At 63.6% G+C, this 17,939-nt stretch carries 14 protein-coding genes; 6 read left to right on the top strand and 8 right to left on the bottom strand.

Annotated features, from left to right (window positions below; all coding sequences use genetic code 11):
• Positions 1 to 78: 78 nt before the first annotated feature.
• Entirely contained in the window at positions 79 to 855 is a 777-nt protein-coding gene (locus NJU76_RS07255) for a 23S rRNA (uridine(2552)-2'-O)-methyltransferase (protein WP_254532101.1), read from the bottom strand.
• A gap of 166 nt (positions 856 to 1,021) precedes the next feature.
• Here NJU76_RS07255 and NJU76_RS07250 point away from each other — a divergent pair, with 166 nt between their 5' ends.
• Positions 1,022 to 1,765 (top strand): DNA polymerase sliding clamp, encoded by a 744-nt coding sequence (locus NJU76_RS07250; protein WP_254532427.1) that lies wholly within the window; start codon positions 1,022 to 1,024, stop codon positions 1,763 to 1,765.
• Positions 1,766 to 1,939: 174 nt separating this feature from the next.
• Positions 1,940 to 2,305: a HalOD1 output domain-containing protein gene (locus NJU76_RS07245; RefSeq protein ID WP_425604296.1), complete on the top strand. Its 366-nt coding sequence runs from the start codon at positions 1,940 to 1,942 to the stop codon at positions 2,303 to 2,305.
• Positions 2,306 to 2,417: 112 nt separating this feature from the next.
• On the opposite strand, the gene NJU76_RS07240 is transcribed toward NJU76_RS07245, so the two are convergent.
• Together NJU76_RS07240 and NJU76_RS07235 are read right to left on the bottom strand one after the other, a co-directional pair.
• Positions 2,418 to 4,256 carry an acyl-CoA dehydrogenase family protein gene (locus NJU76_RS07240; protein WP_254532100.1) on the bottom strand — a complete coding sequence of 613 codons (1,839 nt, stop codon included), beginning with the start codon at positions 4,254 to 4,256 and terminating at the stop codon, positions 2,418 to 2,420.
• A 188-nt stretch (positions 4,257 to 4,444) separates the two neighbouring features.
• Positions 4,445 to 5,083, bottom strand: coding sequence for an SWIM zinc finger family protein (locus tag NJU76_RS07235; protein ID WP_254532099.1), 639 nt, complete (start codon positions 5,081 to 5,083; stop codon positions 4,445 to 4,447).
• A gap of 207 nt (positions 5,084 to 5,290) precedes the next feature.
• On the opposite strand from NJU76_RS07235, the gene NJU76_RS07230 reads away from it, so the two are divergent.
• Entirely contained in the window at positions 5,291 to 5,536 is a 246-nt protein-coding gene (locus NJU76_RS07230; protein ID WP_254532098.1) for a DUF7472 family protein, read from the top strand.
• Between the two features lie 216 nt (positions 5,537 to 5,752).
• Here the strand turns inward: NJU76_RS07230 and priL are convergent, their stop codons facing one another.
• Entirely contained in the window at positions 5,753 to 6,841 is a 1,089-nt protein-coding gene (priL, locus tag NJU76_RS07225) for a DNA primase regulatory subunit PriL (RefSeq protein WP_254532097.1), read from the bottom strand.
• 237 nt (positions 6,842 to 7,078) lie between these two features.
• Between priL and NJU76_RS07220 the strand changes: the two genes are divergently transcribed.
• Positions 7,079 to 7,948: an alpha/beta fold hydrolase gene (locus NJU76_RS07220; RefSeq protein ID WP_254532096.1), complete on the top strand. Its 870-nt coding sequence runs from the start codon at positions 7,079 to 7,081 to the stop codon at positions 7,946 to 7,948.
• A 178-nt stretch (positions 7,949 to 8,126) separates the two neighbouring features.
• Here the strand turns inward: NJU76_RS07220 and hjc are convergent, their stop codons facing one another.
• From hjc to NJU76_RS07205, 3 genes are all read right to left on the bottom strand, one after another.
• On the bottom strand, positions 8,127 to 8,651 hold the full coding sequence (gene hjc / locus NJU76_RS07215; protein WP_254532095.1) for a Holliday junction resolvase Hjc: 525 nt from the start codon (positions 8,649 to 8,651) through the stop codon (positions 8,127 to 8,129).
• A 73-nt stretch (positions 8,652 to 8,724) separates the two neighbouring features.
• The gene (locus tag NJU76_RS07210; RefSeq protein ID WP_254532094.1) at positions 8,725 to 9,552 is read right to left on the bottom strand and encodes a CPBP family intramembrane glutamic endopeptidase; all 828 of its coding nucleotides are present in this window, start codon (positions 9,550 to 9,552) and stop codon (positions 8,725 to 8,727) included.
• Positions 9,553 to 9,634: 82 nt separating this feature from the next.
• Positions 9,635 to 15,046, bottom strand: a complete 5,412-nt coding sequence (locus tag NJU76_RS07205; RefSeq protein ID WP_254532093.1) for a PAS domain S-box protein — start codon at positions 15,044 to 15,046, stop codon at positions 9,635 to 9,637.
• Between the two features lie 260 nt (positions 15,047 to 15,306).
• Here NJU76_RS07205 and ddfA point away from each other — a divergent pair, with 260 nt between their 5' ends.
• Positions 15,307 to 15,564 (top strand): DdfA family disk-determining factor, encoded by a 258-nt coding sequence (gene ddfA, locus NJU76_RS07200; RefSeq protein WP_254532092.1) that lies wholly within the window; start codon positions 15,307 to 15,309, stop codon positions 15,562 to 15,564.
• 122 nt (positions 15,565 to 15,686) lie between these two features.
• Positions 15,687 to 16,544 (top strand): PAS domain-containing protein, encoded by an 858-nt coding sequence (locus NJU76_RS07195; RefSeq protein ID WP_254532091.1) that lies wholly within the window; start codon positions 15,687 to 15,689, stop codon positions 16,542 to 16,544.
• A 12-nt stretch (positions 16,545 to 16,556) separates the two neighbouring features.
• Here the strand turns inward: NJU76_RS07195 and NJU76_RS07190 are convergent, their stop codons facing one another.
• Positions 16,557 to 17,846, bottom strand: a complete 1,290-nt coding sequence (locus NJU76_RS07190; protein ID WP_254532090.1) for an adenosylhomocysteinase — start codon at positions 17,844 to 17,846, stop codon at positions 16,557 to 16,559.
• Between the last annotated feature and the right edge of the window lie 93 nt (positions 17,847 to 17,939).

Below are 17,939 nucleotides of genomic sequence, written 5' to 3'. Positions count from 1 at the left end.
ACGGACTACTGTATGCCATTGCCGGTGCACCCGCAGGACGGTCGCGGTTGCACCGGTACATTGGTACAGCAGATCGTATCAGTCCCGGTCGAGTCGCCGGGCGAACCCGAAGTTCGGCTTCACGTCCTCCACGCGGACCGCGACTGACTCGCCAGTCACCGTGTTCGGCACGAACAACCGATAGCCGTCGACCGAGGCGATGCCGTCGCCCTCGCTTCCGACGTCGACGATTTTCACCTCGAGTTCGTCGCCCGCTCGGACCGAGGCGGTGAGCCGACCCTTTCCGACGAGGTAGATCTCGGAGGACTCGTCACGGCTGGCCTTCGGCGAGGTGGCACGAACGTACTGGAACTCCTCTTCGACGTCGGCCCGGAAATCGTCGACGTCCGGTCCCTCGAAGACCTTCACGACGAAGTCCCCGCCGCTGTCGAGGAGTTCGAGGGCGGTCTCGAAGGCCTGTCGTGCCAGATGGAGCGAGCGAGCCTGGTCGAGCGAGTACTCGCCGGACATATTTGGAGCCATGTCAGAAATGACCGCGTCCACGGGGCCGCCCGCCGCGTCGACGACGCGGTCGCGGGTCTTCTTCTCGGTCATATCCCCGCGGAGCGTCTTGACGTTCTCGTGAGTCTTGAAGTCCTTGATGCGCTGGAAGTCGACGCCGATCACGGTCCCCTGTGGCCCGACTTCCTCGGCGGCGACCTCGAGCCAGCCGCCGGGAGCCGCACCCAGGTCGACGACCGTGTCGCCGCGGGACAGGACGTTCTCGAGGTCGTCGAGCTGTTTGAGCTTGTAGGCCGCTCGAGAGCGATAGCCCTCCTGTTTGGCCTTGTTGTAGTAGTGGTCCTTTCTGCTCATTTGACGGAGGTACCGGCTCGAGGCGGATACGCGTGTCGTTCACCGCCGACGAGACGGGAAGACGGTCGTGCCCGATCGGTTCGCGGACCAACACGAGCACGATGGCCGAGCCCCGCCCGCGCGTAAAGGGTGGCTTTTTATGGCAACCGTTCGTACGGCGACCTATATGTTCAAGGCCATCGTGAGCGCCGAAACGCTCACCAGTGCGCTCGACTCGGTGAGCGTGCTGGTCGACGAGTGCAAGATCCACCTCGAGGAGGACGGCCTCGAAATCCGGGCCGTCGACCCCGCGAACGTCGGGATGGTCGACCTCTCGCTCGATTCGGCTGCGTTCGAGTCCTACGAAGCAGACGGCGGGCTACTCGGCGTCGACCTCTCGCGGCTGGAAGACATCGCTGGCATGGCCGAATCCGGTCAGCTCGTCCAGCTGGAACTCGACGAGGAGACCCGAAAACTCCACATCCAGATCGACGGCCTCGAGTACACGCTCGCGCTCATCGACCCCGATTCGATCCGTCAGGAGCCAGACATCCCGGATCTCGATCTCCCCGCGGAGGTCGTCCTCGAGGGCAAGGACGTCAACCGATCGGTAACGGCAGCCGACATGGTTAGCGACCACATCGCATTCGGCGTCGACGAGAGCGAGGAGTTCTTCTACGTCAACGCGGAGGGCGACACCGACGACGTTCACCTCGAACTCACGCGGGATGATCTGATCGATCTGCAGGTCGGCCCGGCACACTCGCTTTTCTCGCTCGACTATCTCAAAGACATGAACAAAGCGATTCCCGCGGACACAGAGGTCACGCTGGATCTCGGCGAGGAGTTCCCCGTCAAGATCTACTTCGGCTTCGCGGAGGGGCAGGGACAGGTCACGTACATGCTCGCACCGAGGATCCAGAGCGACTGATACGGTCTGCTGTACCGGTGCACCCGCAGGACGGTCGCGGTTGCACCGGCAATGACGTACAGGAGTCCGTATGATGCGATCGATCGCGCTCGTCGCTTCAAATACGGACGGTCCCGTTGTGGGCTAAATCGGTCTCCTGCGGCATCTATCGGTTCGATTATTTAAAGCGAGAATATGGGAAGCCCAGCGGCTACCGGGCCACTCTCCGAACGGCTGACTATGCCCTCCCCGAACGAATCGTCGGATGAAACTGAGTCACAGTCAGAGTCAGTCGAGTGGACGACTACGTTCGATCCAGAGATCGAACGACCGAGCGAGGCGATCGTCACCGCTGTCGCGGCCGTACTCGAGACGGATCCCCTCGAGTTGTCCCCGCTGTCCGACAGCGTCGAACCGGACGCGCTTGATTCGCTGGTCGAACACGCCCAGCAGAAGGTCGGTGCCGGGGCCCACGAGGTGTGGATTTCCTACGAAGGGGTCGACGTCGGCGTCCGAAGCGACGGACGGATCCGAACTCGAGACGCGACCGTGGCCACGTAAGACTCGTTCTCGTCCGACGCGTCACGGGCCTCATACGGACTCCTGTACGCCATTGCCGGTGCACCCGCAGGATGGTCGCGGTTGCACCGGTACATCGGTACAGCAGACCGTATCAATCGTCGGCCGTCACCGTCTCCGCGACCGTCTCGGGGTCGACCGGCGCGTGGTGAACGATCGCCTCGAACGCCTCGAGGACGGTCCGGTCGCCGCCGGTAATTCCCCGCGCCTCGCCCGTTTCGAGTTCTGTCATAACGAACTGCCGTGCGACGAGCGCGGTTCGACCGTCACCGTCCTCGAGATCAGCCTGCGCTTCTTCGAGCAACAGCGAGGCGGTAAACACCTCGAAGACGTAGTGTGCGAGCCGCTTTGCGGAGAGCTGGACGTAGTCGGGGTCCGCTTCGGCCAGCGTCACGAGTGCCGCCGTTACCTCTTCGTACTCACTGGCGACCGTGTCGGCCGCGTCCGCGAGCGCCGGATGGGTGACGGCCTCGAGTCGCTCCTCGACCGTCTGCATAAACGGTTCGTGAGCGTTCTCGCGCTCGAGGGCACGAACGACGTCGAGCGAGAGGACGTTCTCGGTCCCCTCCCAGATCGGTAGCACTTGCGCGTCTCTGAGTAATCGGTTTGTAACGAAGTCGTCGACGTAGCCGTTTCCGCCCTGGATTTCCATCGCGTACGAGGTGGTGTCGACGGCCATCCTGCCCGTTCGGAGCTTGGCGATCGGGATCAGCATCCGAAGCAGCCGGTACTCGTCGTCGAGCTCGTCACGCGACGCTCCGTTTCGTCGCGCGCGCTCGCGTTCAGAAAACAATCGACCGACTTCGGCGACGTACGCCGTCGCGGCTTCGTAGTCGACAGTCATTCCGACGAGGTCCTCCCGCATCAGCGGGAACTCGTCGATCGTCTTCCCGAAGGCTTCGCGGGTGGCCGCCTGGACCCTGCTTTCGAGGAGGGCCCGGCCCATGACTCCGCAGGAAGCGGCGGCGTTCGCGAGCCGTTCCAGGTTGAGCATCTCGGTCATCTGTCGGAAACCGGCCTCTCGCTCGCCGACGAGGAACGCCTTCGTCTTGTCGAACTCGACTTCGCCGGTCGGGACGGAAATCGTCCCCAACTTGTCTTTCAGACGCCGGTACAACTGGTCGTTGAGGGCTTCGCCCGGTGGTGCGCCCTCGAATTCGCGGCGGTCTCCCACGGTCAGGACTCCCCCCTCGGGGTCGCCGTGGGGGACGAGGAACATCGAGAGCCCGTCGGTCCCCGCCGGCGCATCTTCGGTCCGGGCGAGCGCGAGCGTCCCCTCGGCGTCGATATTCGAACAGAACCACTTCTCACCGGTGAGTCGCCAGCAATCGGCCTCCTCGTCGTACCGTGCCGTCGTTTCGTTCGCGCCCACGTCGCTGCCGCCTTGTTCTTCGGTGAGGAACATCGCCCCCTCGATCAGCCCGTCGTAGTCGCGGCTGACGAGTCCGTGGTAGTAGCCCTCGAGATCGTCCTCGTCGAAGCGTTCGAGGACGAGCGCCGCACCGGCGGTCATCGCGACCGGACAGCCGAATCCCGCGTCGGCGTACGACAACAGGTGCAACATCGCGAGGAAGTGGCTGAACGGCACCGGCTCGTCGCGGCCGGGCGGGGCCTCGAACGCGTCGGCGACGATGCCCGCCTCGTAGACCGCCCGTTCGTTCTCGCGCTGTTCGGCGGGATACCGGACGAAATTCTGCACGTCGCCGTACTCGTCGTAGGTCTCGAGTTCCGGACCGTGGTCGTCGATGTAATCCGCGTTGTCCGCGACGGTGTGGCCGATCAGCTCGCCGAACTCCTCGAGCCGGGGTTCGGCCCACTCGAAGTCCGTGGGGTCGTACACCCGTCGAAGCTCGCGCTGGAGCGTGCGATCGAGCGCCCAGTAGTTCACGTGCCGTCCCTCGTCGAGATTGCCGTAATCGATGCCCGCTCCCATACCTCACTAGTCGAGAGGAGCCCACAAGAAAACGGGCGTTGTCAACCGACGGTGCGTTGGAAGCCGTTTCCGGTGTCGATGCGACGGCGGTGGCGAAACCGGCCGGCTTCGACACGACTACGCTAACTTCTCTGTGGTTCTCGCTTCGTCTTCGCGCGGCGTGGCCGCGCGAACGGTCTGTGAGACGTTCAGTCTCGTATTGTTCGAATCTCGCGTTCGAGTCTCGTCCGCGGGAAGACGTACACCTTCAGCGACGATGGAACGACGCCGTTTCGGGCGACACGCGCGTGGGGGTAGACCGCGCCGACGACCGGAACGTCAGGGTCGTAGTCCTCGTTCGTCGCGTAGTCGGCGACGGTGGTGTCGGCCGCCCCGATTTCCACGGCGTCGGCTCGCAGTTCCGAGACGTCGACGACGGTAAGGCGGTCGCCGGTCTCGCGATCGACGACGGTATCGCCCGGGAAGATCTCGTGAACCTCACAGTAGAAGGGAGCGGTCGTCTCTTCGTCGACGAAGATCGTCTCTTCGCAGTCGTGGCAATCGACGGCAATCTCGCCCGGCGGTGGGGTTCGCCCCTCCGTGATCTCCATCGCGACCCGCCGGATGTGCTTGCAGCGAGCATCGCGGAAGACGTGATCTGGACAGGTGCATCGCCCACCCTCGAGATCGACGAGGTAGGTGTGATCGCTCGCGGATTCGACCTCGTAAAGCCCGTCGCCGAGGGGCAATACCGACATCGGTTCGGTGCGCGCTCGGCGGGATCGTCTCGTGAGATGGTCCGTCGACGGTGCTGGAAGCGGTGCTTTCGGTGACGCTGTTGTTTTCATAGGTGCGTCGAGAGCGGATTCACTAGTCGGCTGGCTATTCGATATGGGTAGGGTCTCGAGTGAAATAACGGGCGCGCTTGCGTGCTCAGGTGGCGAATTTATATAACGAAACTGTCCACGAGCCCCGGAGAGCGGCCGATTTCACGACCAGTCGTCTCACCACCCCTTCGAAGCGTTTTTTACACGTCCGGCGAAATCCCCCCGACAATGCTCGATCGCGAACAGATCATCGAAATCGTCGTCTCCGTGGGTGCCGTCCTCCTCATGCTCGCCGCGATGGTTTACGTCGGTTCGACCTACGGGATCGACAGCACGCTCTCGTCCGAGGGCGGCTGGATGCTCGTCTGGGTCATTGCCGGTTTCATCCTCCTGCTCACCGCAGTCGGAATCGGCCTTGCCTACGCGCTGAACGAACCGGAAGACGGCCTCGAGCCCAACGGCGGCGCGTTCTGATCGGCCTCGGTCTCCCGTTCGAATCGGATTCACCTACCTGAGCGGGCCTCCTCTGTACGCTCGTCAGAACCACCCTCGGGAAGACGTCTCTTCTCACTACGAACCGATCGCGGAAACGAGCACCGAACGGGCGAAGCGTCTCCGAAGTCTGCCCGACGCCCGCGAACGTATCTACTTCGAAACCGAGCTGTCCTATCGAGCGTTCGGCTGAACTCGTTAGTCGCCGCTCGTGGCGCCGTTTTCGCTCTCGTCGGCCCGCTCCCGCCAGTCTTCGATCTCGTCGTCGTCAACGTCGTCGATCCGTTCTTCGTAGTACGCCATCGGATGCGGAATTCGCTCGCAGAGGTCGTCCTTGTTGACACAGTCGCCGTATGACTGCATCGTCGCACAGGACGGCGGCGAGTACTCCGTCGGCGAGGTCTCCCCGCGAATGTGGTCGGTCTGGTAACGGGTCATCTTCTCGCCAAACGACGAGTTCACACGGTAGAGTTCGACGATCTGGTCGGTCGTCATCCCGATGCTCGAGAGAAAGGCGGTGATCGCGAACCGAGAGTGGTGCGGGAGGTGTTCGCCCTTCTGAATCTGATCGAGGAGCGCTTTCATACATGGCGGAAAGAGGTCCGGCACGACGGTATCGATTTCGCGGGTCAACTCGAGATCCGCCATCACGTCGCGGATCGCGGCGGCGTCGTCCTCGAGAACGGACGCAATAGCATCGGGGACGTCGAATGGCAGCCCGTCCTCGATGCGACCCCGGATCGCTTCACGGAGCAAGGTACGCAGTTCGTCCTCGTCGACGGGGACCTCGCCCGCGGAAAGCGGTCGGTTCACGAGCCGCCACTCGTCGGCCCACAAATCTTCGGAAAGTGGCAGGTACGTCCCGACGTCTATTCGATAGCCCGCGTCCGTTTCGTCGATCGCACCCTGCAACGCGAACTCGTCGAGCAGCGCACCCAGGTCCAGACCCGTGGATTCGACGCTTTTCAGCTCGGTCGTTTCCGCCATATCGGCGGTGAAGCGGTCGTAGGCCGTTTCGGCCTCCGCACGGGCGTACTTCCTGACGAGGATCTGCTCCTCGACCATGGAAACGAGCACCCGTGCGACCGGGTAGGAAAGTAACTCGATCCGATGGTCGCGGTGTGACTCTCCGGTGTCGCCCTCCTCGAGCGCGGTAATAATTCGTTGACGGGCCCGGTCGACGACCGCCCGATCCTGCTCGACGACGGTCGCCAGATCGACCGCCTCCGTCGCGACGGATTCGCGAGCGGCCTCGAGAAACGGGTATCGGGCGTGAAGTCGATGCATCGGTAATACTGTATTACTGAGGCAGGATAAACGCGCTGGTTACACAATACTCGCTTAAAGAAACTACTCGCATCGGCGGTGTGACGGAAAACTCGGAACTCGGTATCCGCCGCATGCGTCGATCGCCGCGGCGAAGGGATGATGGTACCGGCGTGAGCGGTCCGATCGCTCCCCGTCGCGGCGCTATCGGCCGCGTCGATGATCGATTTCAAGGGTGTTCGACTCGACACTCGGGGTATGCCACAGGCGACGAGAGACGGCGTGTCGATTTACTACGAGCGCGAGGAAAGCGACGGCGACGGCTCCACACCCGTCGTCTTCGTCCAGGGGCTGGGATTCGGTCGGTGGATGTGGCGCTGGCAGCGCGAGGCCGTCGCGCCCGACTACGATGTCATCGCCCCGGACAACCGGGGGACCGGTCGATCGGACGTCGGCCTCCCGCCGCTCGTCCCGCGACTTCCCGGGAAACTTCGGGCGCTCGTCATCCTGAAACTCGCCGGCTACTCGATCGGTGGCCTGGCTGCCGACCTCGAGGCAGTCCTCGAGAACGCCGGGCTCTACGACGCACACATCGTCGGCGCGAGCATGGGCGGGATGATCGCCCAGCGGTACGCACTGGAGTACTCCCGCGCGAAGTCGCTGACGCTTTGCTGTACGAGCCACGGCGGGCCCGACGCGGCACCCGTGCCCGACGAAACGCAAGAACACATGTTCGATACTCCCGACGGAGCGAGCGAGCGTGAGAAAATCCGCTATCGGATGCGACCCGCCTTCAACGAGCGGTTCACCAATCGGAACCCGCACCTGATGGATCGGATCATCGAGTGGCGGTTCGAGCAAGACGCAAGCGAGGCCGCCCGCGAGGCACAGGCCGCCGCCGTCTTGAACTTCGACGTCAGCGATCGACTCGAGAGACTCCGCGTCCCGACACTCGTTCTCCACGGGACGAACGACGACGTCGTTCCCGTCGAAAACGCGACCCTGCTCTCCGAGAAGATTCCGGATAGCCGTCTCGAACTCGTCGAGGGGGGCTCGCACCTCTTCTTTATCGAGGACGACGATCAGGTGAACGACCACCTCGTAACCTTCCTCGACGAGCACGACTGATACGGTCTGCTGTACCGATGTAGCGGTGCACCCGCAGGACGGTCGCGGTTGCACCGGCAATAACGTACAGTAGTCCGTATAGGAGGGTGGCTTACCTCGGTCCGGCACCCCCGCGGACCCGCCCATCGCGATCCTGATCGTCTCGATTCGGCCGTTGGAGATGCGTGCCGCCGGCCGACTACTCGAGCAGTTCCGCGGCTTCCTCGGCGTCCATCACGCCCTGTTGCACCGCGTTCAGCACGCGGAGGACCTCCTCGTCCGGGCCGGTATCGGTGGCGTCGTCACCGACCTCGTCGAGTGTGACTTTCTTGGACTGACCGACGAGTTCGGCGAAGTCCACCCCCTCGGCGAGCGCCGTTTCCTTCTTGACGCGGTAGTTGCCGCCGTCGGTCACGTGGAGGTCACCGGGGTGGAAGAAGTACCAGTCCTCGCGGTCGAAACGGACGCCGATCCGGGGTTTCGCCCCGAAGTTCTGCGCGAAGAAGATAAGCGCCTCGACCTCCTCGCCGGTGAGATAGATGGGGTCGCCGGAACTCGATTTCGCCTCGACCGCATAGAACCGTTCGCCATCGCCCGCGAGGACGTCCGGGAGTTCTCGTTCGGTCGCAGAGCCGCTCGCGGGCGCACGCATCACCGCGAAACCGGCCTCGTCGAGCGCGTTGACGAGTTCGCGTTCGCGGCGGTCGCCCTTCGCCTGGGACATACCCGTTTCTCTCCCCCGCCCGATAATAAAGGAACGGACCCGAGCTGCCGACGTCGCCCGTACGGACGCCGGATTAGAACGGAAGTGCCACCGCCACGACGAGACTGACGGTATCGAAGAGGAGAGACGTCGACTGCTCGGCCGTTTCGAGGTCGTACTCGAGGGCGATGTAGACCAGGCCAAACTGTACGCCGTTGAAGACGGCGTGGGCGGCGATTGGGACCAGCAGGTTGTCCGTTTTCGCGTACAAAAATCCGAAAATGGCGGCCCCACCCATGACGACGGCGACCGGGACGGCGGTCGCGAGTAGTGACTCCGAGAGCGCGGCGTAAACCGGGAAGTGGATCAGGCCGAAGATGACACTGGCGATACCGACCGCTTGCAACCGGGAGAAGGCGTCGTAGAGCCGTTTCTGGACGATGTTCCGGTAGAGGAACTCTTCGGCGGGCGCGTTGAAGACGAAGACGATGGCGATCATGACGAGGATCATCGTCTGGTCGTTCCCGATGTAGGTCGAGACCTGGTTCTCAGCGGACGGCAGCGAGAGGACTTGGACGATCAGACTGATCAGGATGTAAAACGCGATCCCGCCGCCGACGCCGGCGAGAACGTAGCGCCACTCCCTCCTCGTCGGCCAGCGGAGGTCGACGTACGACCAGCCCCGATCGGTGACGGCGAGATAGATGCCACCAGCGACGAAGAATCCGACGAACCCGAGGATCAATACGGCCGCGCGACTCGCGATCGACGTCTCCGTCGGCGCGGTCGCGAGGGCGGGATCGAGCAGGAACGCCGGCAGGGTCGTCATTTGCTGGGCAACGATGCCGAAGATTGCCAGTCCGACGGCGACGAGCGTCGAGTAAATCGGGCCATCGGACCGGCGACGTGTAAACGCGGCCATAGAGACAATACGGACAGCGGGCCCTTGGGCGTTCCCGTCCGGCGCATCCGGTTCGGTCCGACGCGTTCGGTCTCGGTCCCGCTCAGTCCGCGGACGTCGGCTGTTCGGTCTCGAACAATTGCGTCAACAGCCGCTGCTGTCCGACCCGCAGATGACGATTGACCGTCGGCTGTGTCACCTCGAGCATGTCGGCGATCTCCTCGCCGGTGCTCTCGCGTGGCCAATCGAAGAAACCGGCGAAGTAGGCCGTCCGCAGTACCTCGAGTTGTCGATCGGTCAGCACATCGAACAGCGACGCCACGAGTTCGCTTCGGGTCCCTTTGGACCGCTCGACGTGACGGCGGGCCTGCAACTCGACGGTCCCATACTGTTCTCGGAGCATCTCGACGAACTCGCGGACGTCGGTCCCCGTGGGGACGTCGACGGTGACCTCCAATCGGTTCCCGTCGGCGTGCATCGAACGCGGACTGCCGCCGTGACGGACCAGCCGCGAAGCGATGGTATCGCCCACGACGGTCGCCTCGAAGCGGCAGTCGCCATTGGCATCGCTAAGCAGTCTGTAATCCGTGACCGAGACGATCTCGTCGAGGACCGTGCGGACGTCCTCGGGTGGGACGCCGCCAGTTTTGAAGAACAGCAGCGTCTCGTCACCGGTGTGGGTTCCGAGGCCGTCGTATGAGACGCGAGCGCCGCTCATCGACGCGACCCGGGAGAGCAAGTCGGCCGAGCTGTCGATTCGAAGCGTCAGTTCGAGTAGCGTCTCGGCGTGCAGCGCTTCGCGCGTTTTCACCTCCGTAATCGCGTTCGCGATTCCCTCCCCGAGTTCCATCACGACGGTCTGCTTGAGGTCGGCGAACGCGTCCGGATCATCAGCGTACACGGTGAGGACGCCGTAGGAGTACTCGGCGTGCGAGAGCGGGACGCTAATGACGGACTGGTACCCCCGATCCAGCGCGTCGCGCCGCCAGGGATCGTCCTGCAGGCCCTCGACCACGTTCGAGACGACCGTCGGCGTTTCGGTTCGGGCGGTCCGGACGGCCGGTTCGGACGACGCGTCGTACGACAGCGAGACGTCGCCCAGATACTCCTGGCCGTCGCCGGCCCAGGCGCGAGGCTCGAGTCGCGTACCGCTCGGATCCACCGAGCCGATCCAGGCGAACGCGATGTCGTCGGCCTCGACCAGCCGTTCGGGGACCGTTCGTTCGATCTCCTCCTGATTGTCGGCACCGATGAGCAGCTGGTCGATCCGCCTGATGAGCTCAGTGGTGGCGATCTGGCGGTTGAGACGACGGTTTCGTTCTTCGAGTTCCGCTTCCCGCTCGCGGAGGCTGGCCTCGCTTTCGAGACGATCGAACGCGGCTTCCGTCGTCGCGACGAGCGTCTCGATCAGCCGTCGGGCCTCGGCGGTGATCGGTCTCGTCCCCGACGCGACCGTGAAGACGCCGTGGTCGCCGATCGGGACGACGACGCCGCTTTCGACGTCGGAACCGAACACTCGCGAGCGATCGAACGACGCCGGATCGTCGACTACCGTCCCCGTCCCCGACACGTAGGCGTTCCAGAGGACCGCATCGGCGTCGCCGACGGTGACCGATGGCGCACCGTCGCTGAGCGTCGCGAACCCGTCGGTGTACGCGACTGGGACCAGCCGGTTTACGTCCGAATCGAGTCGATAGACGGCGACGCCCGACGCCTCGAGGATGTCGGTCGCGGTCTCGACGACCAGTTCCGCGACCTCCCGTTCGGAATCGGTGCCGAGCAGGTCGCGCGCGACGTCGTGGAGCGCTTCGAGTGCCAGTTCGTACTCCTTGTGCGCGGTGATATCCTGAACCGTCCCGCGTATTCCGACGACTTCGTCGGCATTTGAGGCGGTTCGGCTATACGGGAGACGCCGGCCCTCTCCGTCCGATACGAGTGGCACACCGATGGATTTCACCCACCGCTCGTCACCCTGGGTCGTCCGCAAACGGTGTTCGATCTCGTAGCTCTCGCCGTCCTTGAGCGCCGTTTTGACGGCCTCCATGAGGGCCGGTTGGTCGTCGGAGAGAGTCAACGAGAGCGCTCGATCGAAATCGACGTGCTCGTCAGGTCCAAATTCGAACAGCCGACGGAGCCCGTCAGTCAACGTCATACGTCGCGCGTCGCCGCTAACGTCCAGTTCCCAGCCGCCCATGTCGGCGAGCCGCTCTGCCTGCTTTAGCAACTCGGTCGTCCGCTCGAGATCAAGTTCGTGCTCTTTGCGCCGGCTGATGTCGTTGTTGATCCCCACCATCCGCCTGCCGTCGTCGACGACCCGACCGCGGGCCCCGACCCAGACCCAGCTCCCGTCTTCGTGTCGTAACCTGAACTCCATCTGGAACAGTTCGTCGTTCTCGATCGCCTGCTTGACCGTTTCCACCACGCGGGAGAGGTCGTCTGGATGGACCCGTCTTTTGAAGGCCTCCCACGTTCCACCGAACGACCCAGGGTCGAGCCCCAGCAGCCCCTCGTACGTCTCGTTCCAGGTGACCGCGTCGGTTTCCAGATCCCACTCCCAGACGCCGGTGTTCGTCCCTTTAAGTGCCAGTTCGAGACGGCGTTTCGTCTCGCGGAGGTCGCGCTCGCGTTCTTTCCGCTTCGTGATGTTGCGGCTGATCGCGATGAAGCGGTTTTCGTTCTCGAGTTCGATACAGATCAGGTGGATTTCGACGGGAAACGTCGACCCGTCGCGGCGCTGATACGCACTCTCGAATTTCCGCCGATCGCCGACCGACAGTTCTTCGAGCATGGCCAGCACCTCATCGGCGTCGAACAGGGTGTCGTATTCCCAGATGCTTGTCCCGACCAGTTCGTCGGCCACGTAACCCAACTCGTCGGAAAGCCGTCGGTTCGCGTCGACGATCGTTCCCTCGGTATCGAGGACGTCGACCATATCGGGGGAGTTTTCGAACAGCGCCTCGAGCCGTGCGCTCGTCGATTTCAGACGGCGTTCGCGCTCCTTTCGCTCGGTAACGTCGCGAATGACGCCCGCTGTCCCGGTGAACTCGCCGTCAGCCGTCGGCAACAGCGCCATGTGATTTTCCACGTCGATCGCCTCGCCGTTGACGGTCTCGAGGACCATTTCGAACGTCTCGGAGGGTTCGTCGGCGCGAAGCAACTCGCGAATCAAATCCCGAGCGGTCTCGAGGTCGTCCGAAACCATCACCTCCGAGACGTGTTCGCCGATCATTTCCTCGGGTTCGTAGCCCACGACCGACGTGACTGCGTCGTTCAGGAAGGTGAAGCATCCGTCCGCATCTATCGTGTACACGAGTTCGTCGAGGGTCTGAATGATCGTCTCGGAACGCTCGAGGTCGCGTTCGCGGTCCTTGCGCTCCGTGATGTCCTGAAACGCCCCGACCAGTTTGACGATCTCTCCGTCGTCGGACGGTCCGTGTTCTCCCTCGCCGCTCTCACGGAGCGGCTCACCGATGGTCCGTATCCATCGCAGATCGCCGTCGGTCGTAACGATGCGTAGTTCCAGATCGAACGTTTCACCGTCCTCGAGCCCGCGTTCGACCGTCTCGCGGACCGTCGGACGGTCGTCGGGATGGTAGAACTCGATCGCCCGTTCGACGTCGATCTCTTCGTCGGGCGAGACGCCGTGGATCCGCCGGACCTCATCGGACCACCGGAGGTCGGACGACTTCTCGGACACGTCGAGTTCCCAGGCGCCGACCTTCGCCAACCGCTGGACTTGCTCGAACATGGTCTTCGTTCGTGCGAGGTGCCCCTCGCGCTCGCGAAGGTGGCGTTCTTTCTCCTTTCGCTCCGAGATGTCCCGACCGATTCCGACTTCGACCGGGGTATCATCTGGGTCCGTGAGGACCGACGCCATGAACTCGTACGGGATACGGTCGCCCGATTTCGTCTGCACATCCGCTTCGACGCGGGTATCGCCGGTCTCGAAGGCTTCCTCCAACGAGTCGCGGATCGCCGGTCTGGTTTCCTCGTCGAAGAAATCCAGGGCGTGCATCGACTCGATCTCGTCGTCTGTATAGCCTGACACCTCGACCAGCGTCTCGTTCCAGTGCTGGAACGTCCCGTCGTCGTCGAGGATGTAGAACACGTCGTCTAACGCATCCACCACGTCGTTCGTGAACTGTTCGAATCGCTCGAGGCGCCGCTCTTTCGCCTGCTGTTCGCTGACGTCTCGGCCGACGCCGGCGATGACCCGATCTCCAGCCGGGGTCTCGAGTGCCGACCCAAAGAACTGGTAGGGAATCCGCTCGCCGTCGCTGGTGACGAGGGGGACGTCGATGCGCGCGTGTCCTGTCTCGAAAACCTCGGCGATCGCGTCCATCACCCGTTCGTGATCCGACTCGTCGAAGAAATCCAGGGCGTGCATCGACTCGATCTTGTCGTCCGCGTACCCGGTCGCCTCACACAGGCTCTCGTTCCAGCGACGCACTTCGCCGGTTTCGTCGAGCAGGTACACGACGTCGTCGACGGCGTCTAACATATCGTCGGTGAACCCGCGGGCGCGCTCGATTCGGCGCTCTCGCTCGCGAATCTGCCTGGCGTGGGCGCGCCGTTCGAGTATCTGGCCTATGCTGTGGGTCATCAGGTCGACGAACGCCGTTTCGTCCGGCGCGAACGGTTCGTCTCGAGGCCGTTGGCTCACGAAACAGAGCATCCCGTAGAGATCGCCTTCGACGAGGATCTCCCCGCCGATGTAACTGCGTACGTCGAACTCGAAGTCGGAACACTGGTCGTCCGGTCCCGTCGCCCCGACGTCGGAGACTGCCAGTACGTCGTCCGACGTGACGGCCTCCTGGCAATGGATGTGCGACAGGTCCACCGTCGTTCCCTGCAGATCGGCGTGCTGCCCGACGGCCGCCTCGACCTCGGAGTACTCGGCCGAGTCGTCGATCCGAGAAACGATCCCGTCGTCGACCCCCAGTCGATCACAGCCAAGTTCGAGCAGCCGGTGGATCTTCGACTCGGACGACAGTGTCGGATCGGTCGCAATTCGGTACAGGTCCTGCCGGTAGCGCTCGCTCCGTGCCCGCCGGTCTTCGCGTTCGCGCACAGTGTCTGCCAGATCGTCGATCACCTCGGACAGCCGGCCGACTTCGTCGTCCCGATCGATGGTGAAGTCGATCGGTTCCTCGGTCTCCGCGTGTCGGTCGCCGTCCGTCGCCGATTCAGCGGTTTCCGCTTTGGATACCGAAGCGTTCCCGCGGACTCGATCTACGAACTGCCGAAGTTCGGCGGTGAGCGCTTCGATATCGTTCGCCCGACCCGACCCGCTCCGAGCGGCCAGACCGAGCAGGACCACTTCGGCTCCCGGTTCCGGCCACTCCCCCGCAGCGGCGAGGCTCTCGAGTAGTAATTCACCGACGATTTCGAACTGGACCCCGACCGTACTCGCAACGCCGAACGCACTCAGGAGTCCGACCGCACTCGAGAGTATCGTGACAGTCTCAGCAGTGGCACCTGCGAGCGGTACAGCGTGGGCCACAGCAGCGAACATAGCCCCCCTACGAACCGAGTGACAATGACACGTGTGGTTAGGATATGAACGTGATCCGCAGACGTCACGATCGTTTCGACCGGGCCGTCCCTCCGGACCGAAATTCGACGCCGCGAGGTCACTACGGCCCCCCTGACCGCCCAGACCGGGTGCGGGCTCTCGGTTTGGGAAGACACTATACACGTAGTGTCATCCCGTGAGCCGAGATTACGCATATAATGGGTAGGCCGATACCGTCCGGTCACTTCAGACCAACTAGTATGACCAGCACCACACTAGATTACCACCACGATTCAATTAGTCTCCGAGTCATCGACGCTATCGCGAACGCGACGAACACCGAACCACACGAACTCGATCCGCTGTACTACGTCGTGGATCCCGAGGCGCTCGATCAACTGTTCCAGTCCGACTCGAACGCGCCCATTCGCGTCGAGTTCGAGTACGACGGCTTGCTGGTCGAAATTCGTAGCGACGGCACCGTCGCGATCGATGGGACGATCCACGGACGAGCGTAAGCGACGACCACTCGAACCGCGTTCGGTTCCGATCGCTCTCCCAGTCCGCGAACGCCACGTCAGCCGCGCTCGCCTCGAGCGTAACCGAGGTCATCGAACGATAGCGAACCGATATTGGTCCCATGCTGATTCCACCACCGACGTCGACACAGACAGCACGAACAGTCCCTGCGGATCTTCGCCTCCTCGCAGTCGCGACCGGACGGCGTCGCGATCACCTCGAAACCGCCCTCGAGGACGATAGATCCGAGGACGGCGACCCCCTTTGGACCCTCGAAACGACAGCGACCCTCGCGGACGCACGAAATCGACTCGAGGAAATCGACTGCCTCGTCGTTGCACCGCCGACGGCTCCGGCCGACGAAGACGCACCCGAGACGGCGGCCGAAACCGAGGCGGAAGCCCAGAACGAGCGGGGAGACAGCGACGAAAACGTAGCCGACCTGCTCGAGAAGATCAGGGCGAGCGCCCCCGATCTTCCGATTATCGTCGTCGCGAACGAACGGACCCCCGAACTCGCGGATGCGGTTCGATCTCACGACTTGACCGCCATCCTCGAACGCGACGACGTCTCCGACCACCTCGAGCGGCGCGCACGGGATCTCGTCGAATACCGCCGGTTGGCCGTGCTGACGCGGCGGACGCTCGCGAGCCTCGAGTTCGCGGGAGGTTCGATCGCCATCGTCGGTCCCGACGACAGGGTCCAGTTCGCGAGTCGCGTGTTCGCGATGCAATTTGGCTACGATCGGGACTCGCTCGCCGGGATGCCCTGGCAAAATCTGTTCACGGACGCGGCCGTCGCCCGCCTCGAGTCGACGGCGATCCCGACCGTCGCAGAGGGGTGGCGATGGACCGGCAATAGCACAGGCCGTCGAAAAACGGGAGCGACGTTTACCGCCCAGCTCAGCCTCGACGGGCTGGAAGACGGGAGTCTCATCTTCGTGGTCACCGAATCAACTGGTGACGAGCGAGAACGCTGACGGTCGTCGGATTCACGTCCCGTGGTCCCAGCTTCCCATGTAGTCGCGCTGGGCGTCGGTCAGCGAATCGAAGTCGACGCCTTCCGCCTCGAGTTTAATCTCGGCGATCTCTTCGTCGAGTTCGTCGGGAACGTCGTAGACGCCCGATTCGTAGGCGTCACCGTTTTCGAGCAATTCACGGACGCAGACGGCCTGCACGCCGAAGGACTGGTCCATCACCTCGACCGGGTGACCGAGCGAGACGGGGGCGGCCAGATTGACGAGTCTGCCTTCGGCGATGACGTTCAGGCGGCGACCGTCCGCCAGTTCGTAGGCCTCGACGCCCTCGCGGGCCTCGTAGCGATCCACGGCGAGTTCGTCGAGCGCCTCGAGGTCGATCTCGATGTCGAAGTGGCCGGCGTTCGCGAGTAAGACGCCGTCTTTCATCTTCTCGAAGTGCTCCGCGACGATGACGTCGCGGTTGCCCGTCGTCGTCAGGAAGACGTCACCGATCTCGGCGGCCTCGTCCATCGGCATGACGTCGTAGCCCTCCATGTGGGCCTCGAGCGCACGACGGGGCTCGACTTCGGTGACGATGACGTTCGCGTTCTGACCCGCCGCCTTCTTTGCGATGCCCGTACCGCAGTAGCCGTAGCCGGCGACGACGACGTTCTTGCCGGCCCACGAGAGATTCGTGGTCATGGCAATCGACGCGAGCGAGGATTCACCGGTGCCGTGGACGTTGTCGAACAGGCGCTTCATCGGGGTGTCGTTGACCGCGAAGACGGGGTATTCGAGCGCGCCGTCGTCGTCCATCGCGCGGAGCCGGTGGACGCCGGTGGTCGTCTCCTCCGCACCGCCGATGATGCCGTCGATCAGGCCGGGATAGTCCTCGTGGATCGCGGCCACGAGGTCCATCCCGTCGTCGACGGTGATCGTCGGTTCGTGGGCGATGACGGCCTCGATGGCCTCGTAGTACTCCTCGTCGTCGACGCCGCGTCTGGCGTAGCTGGTGATGTTCTCGTGCGCGTCGAGCGCCGCCGAGACGTCGTCGTGCGTCGATAGCGGGTTACACCCGGTGACTGCGACCTTCGCGCCGCCCTCCGCGAGCGTTTCGACGAGTATCGCCGTCTTCGCCTCGACGTGCATCGCCATTCCGATTCGTTCGCCCTCGAGTGGCTCGTCGGCGACGAACTCCTCGCGCACGTGTTCCATGATCGGCATGTGTTGTGCGGCCCAGTCCATCTTCCGGCGCCCCTCGGTGCGCGCCGACTCGATGTCGGCCAGCTGATCGCTGATCGGTGGATACTCGGTGTCGGTCATGGATCGACTGAGAGTGACCGAGGCCAAAACGCTACCGAACCGTTCCGGAGAACGGGTTCGAGCGGTGGAAACGGGGCGGCAAAACGGTGGTGG

It is taken from the genome of Natrinema gelatinilyticum (assembly GCF_024266705.1).
GTDB lineage: Archaea > Halobacteriota > Halobacteria > Halobacteriales > Natrialbaceae > Natrinema > Natrinema gelatinilyticum.
This window is presented reverse-complemented; position numbering and strand designations above follow the sequence as displayed.

Excerpts from the sequence above, each read along its gene's own strand:
- NJU76_RS07255 (WP_254532101.1), bottom strand. The coding sequence starts at position 855 with ATGAGCAGAAAGGACCACTACTACAACAAGGCCAAACAGGAGGGCTAT.
- NJU76_RS07250 (WP_254532427.1), top strand. The coding sequence starts at position 1,022 with ATGTTCAAGGCCATCGTGAGCGCCGAAACGCTCACCAGTGCGCTCGAC.
- NJU76_RS07245 (WP_425604296.1), top strand. The coding sequence starts at position 1,940 with ATGGGAAGCCCAGCGGCTACCGGGCCACTCTCCGAACGGCTGACTATG.
- NJU76_RS07240 (WP_254532100.1), bottom strand. The coding sequence starts at position 4,256 with ATGGGAGCGGGCATCGATTACGGCAATCTCGACGAGGGACGGCACGTG.
- NJU76_RS07235 (WP_254532099.1), bottom strand. The coding sequence starts at position 5,083 with ATGAAAACAACAGCGTCACCGAAAGCACCGCTTCCAGCACCGTCGACG.
- NJU76_RS07230 (WP_254532098.1), top strand. The coding sequence starts at position 5,291 with ATGCTCGATCGCGAACAGATCATCGAAATCGTCGTCTCCGTGGGTGCC.
- priL (WP_254532097.1), bottom strand. The coding sequence starts at position 6,841 with ATGCATCGACTTCACGCCCGATACCCGTTTCTCGAGGCCGCTCGCGAA.
- NJU76_RS07220 (WP_254532096.1), top strand. The coding sequence starts at position 7,079 with ATGCCACAGGCGACGAGAGACGGCGTGTCGATTTACTACGAGCGCGAG.
- hjc (WP_254532095.1), bottom strand. The coding sequence starts at position 8,651 with ATGTCCCAGGCGAAGGGCGACCGCCGCGAACGCGAACTCGTCAACGCG.
- NJU76_RS07210 (WP_254532094.1), bottom strand. The coding sequence starts at position 9,552 with ATGGCCGCGTTTACACGTCGCCGGTCCGATGGCCCGATTTACTCGACG.
- NJU76_RS07205 (WP_254532093.1), bottom strand. The coding sequence starts at position 15,046 with ATGTTCGCTGCTGTGGCCCACGCTGTACCGCTCGCAGGTGCCACTGCT.
- ddfA (WP_254532092.1), top strand. The coding sequence starts at position 15,307 with ATGACCAGCACCACACTAGATTACCACCACGATTCAATTAGTCTCCGA.
- NJU76_RS07195 (WP_254532091.1), top strand. The coding sequence starts at position 15,687 with ATGCTGATTCCACCACCGACGTCGACACAGACAGCACGAACAGTCCCT.
- NJU76_RS07190 (WP_254532090.1), bottom strand. The coding sequence starts at position 17,846 with ATGACCGACACCGAGTATCCACCGATCAGCGATCAGCTGGCCGACATC.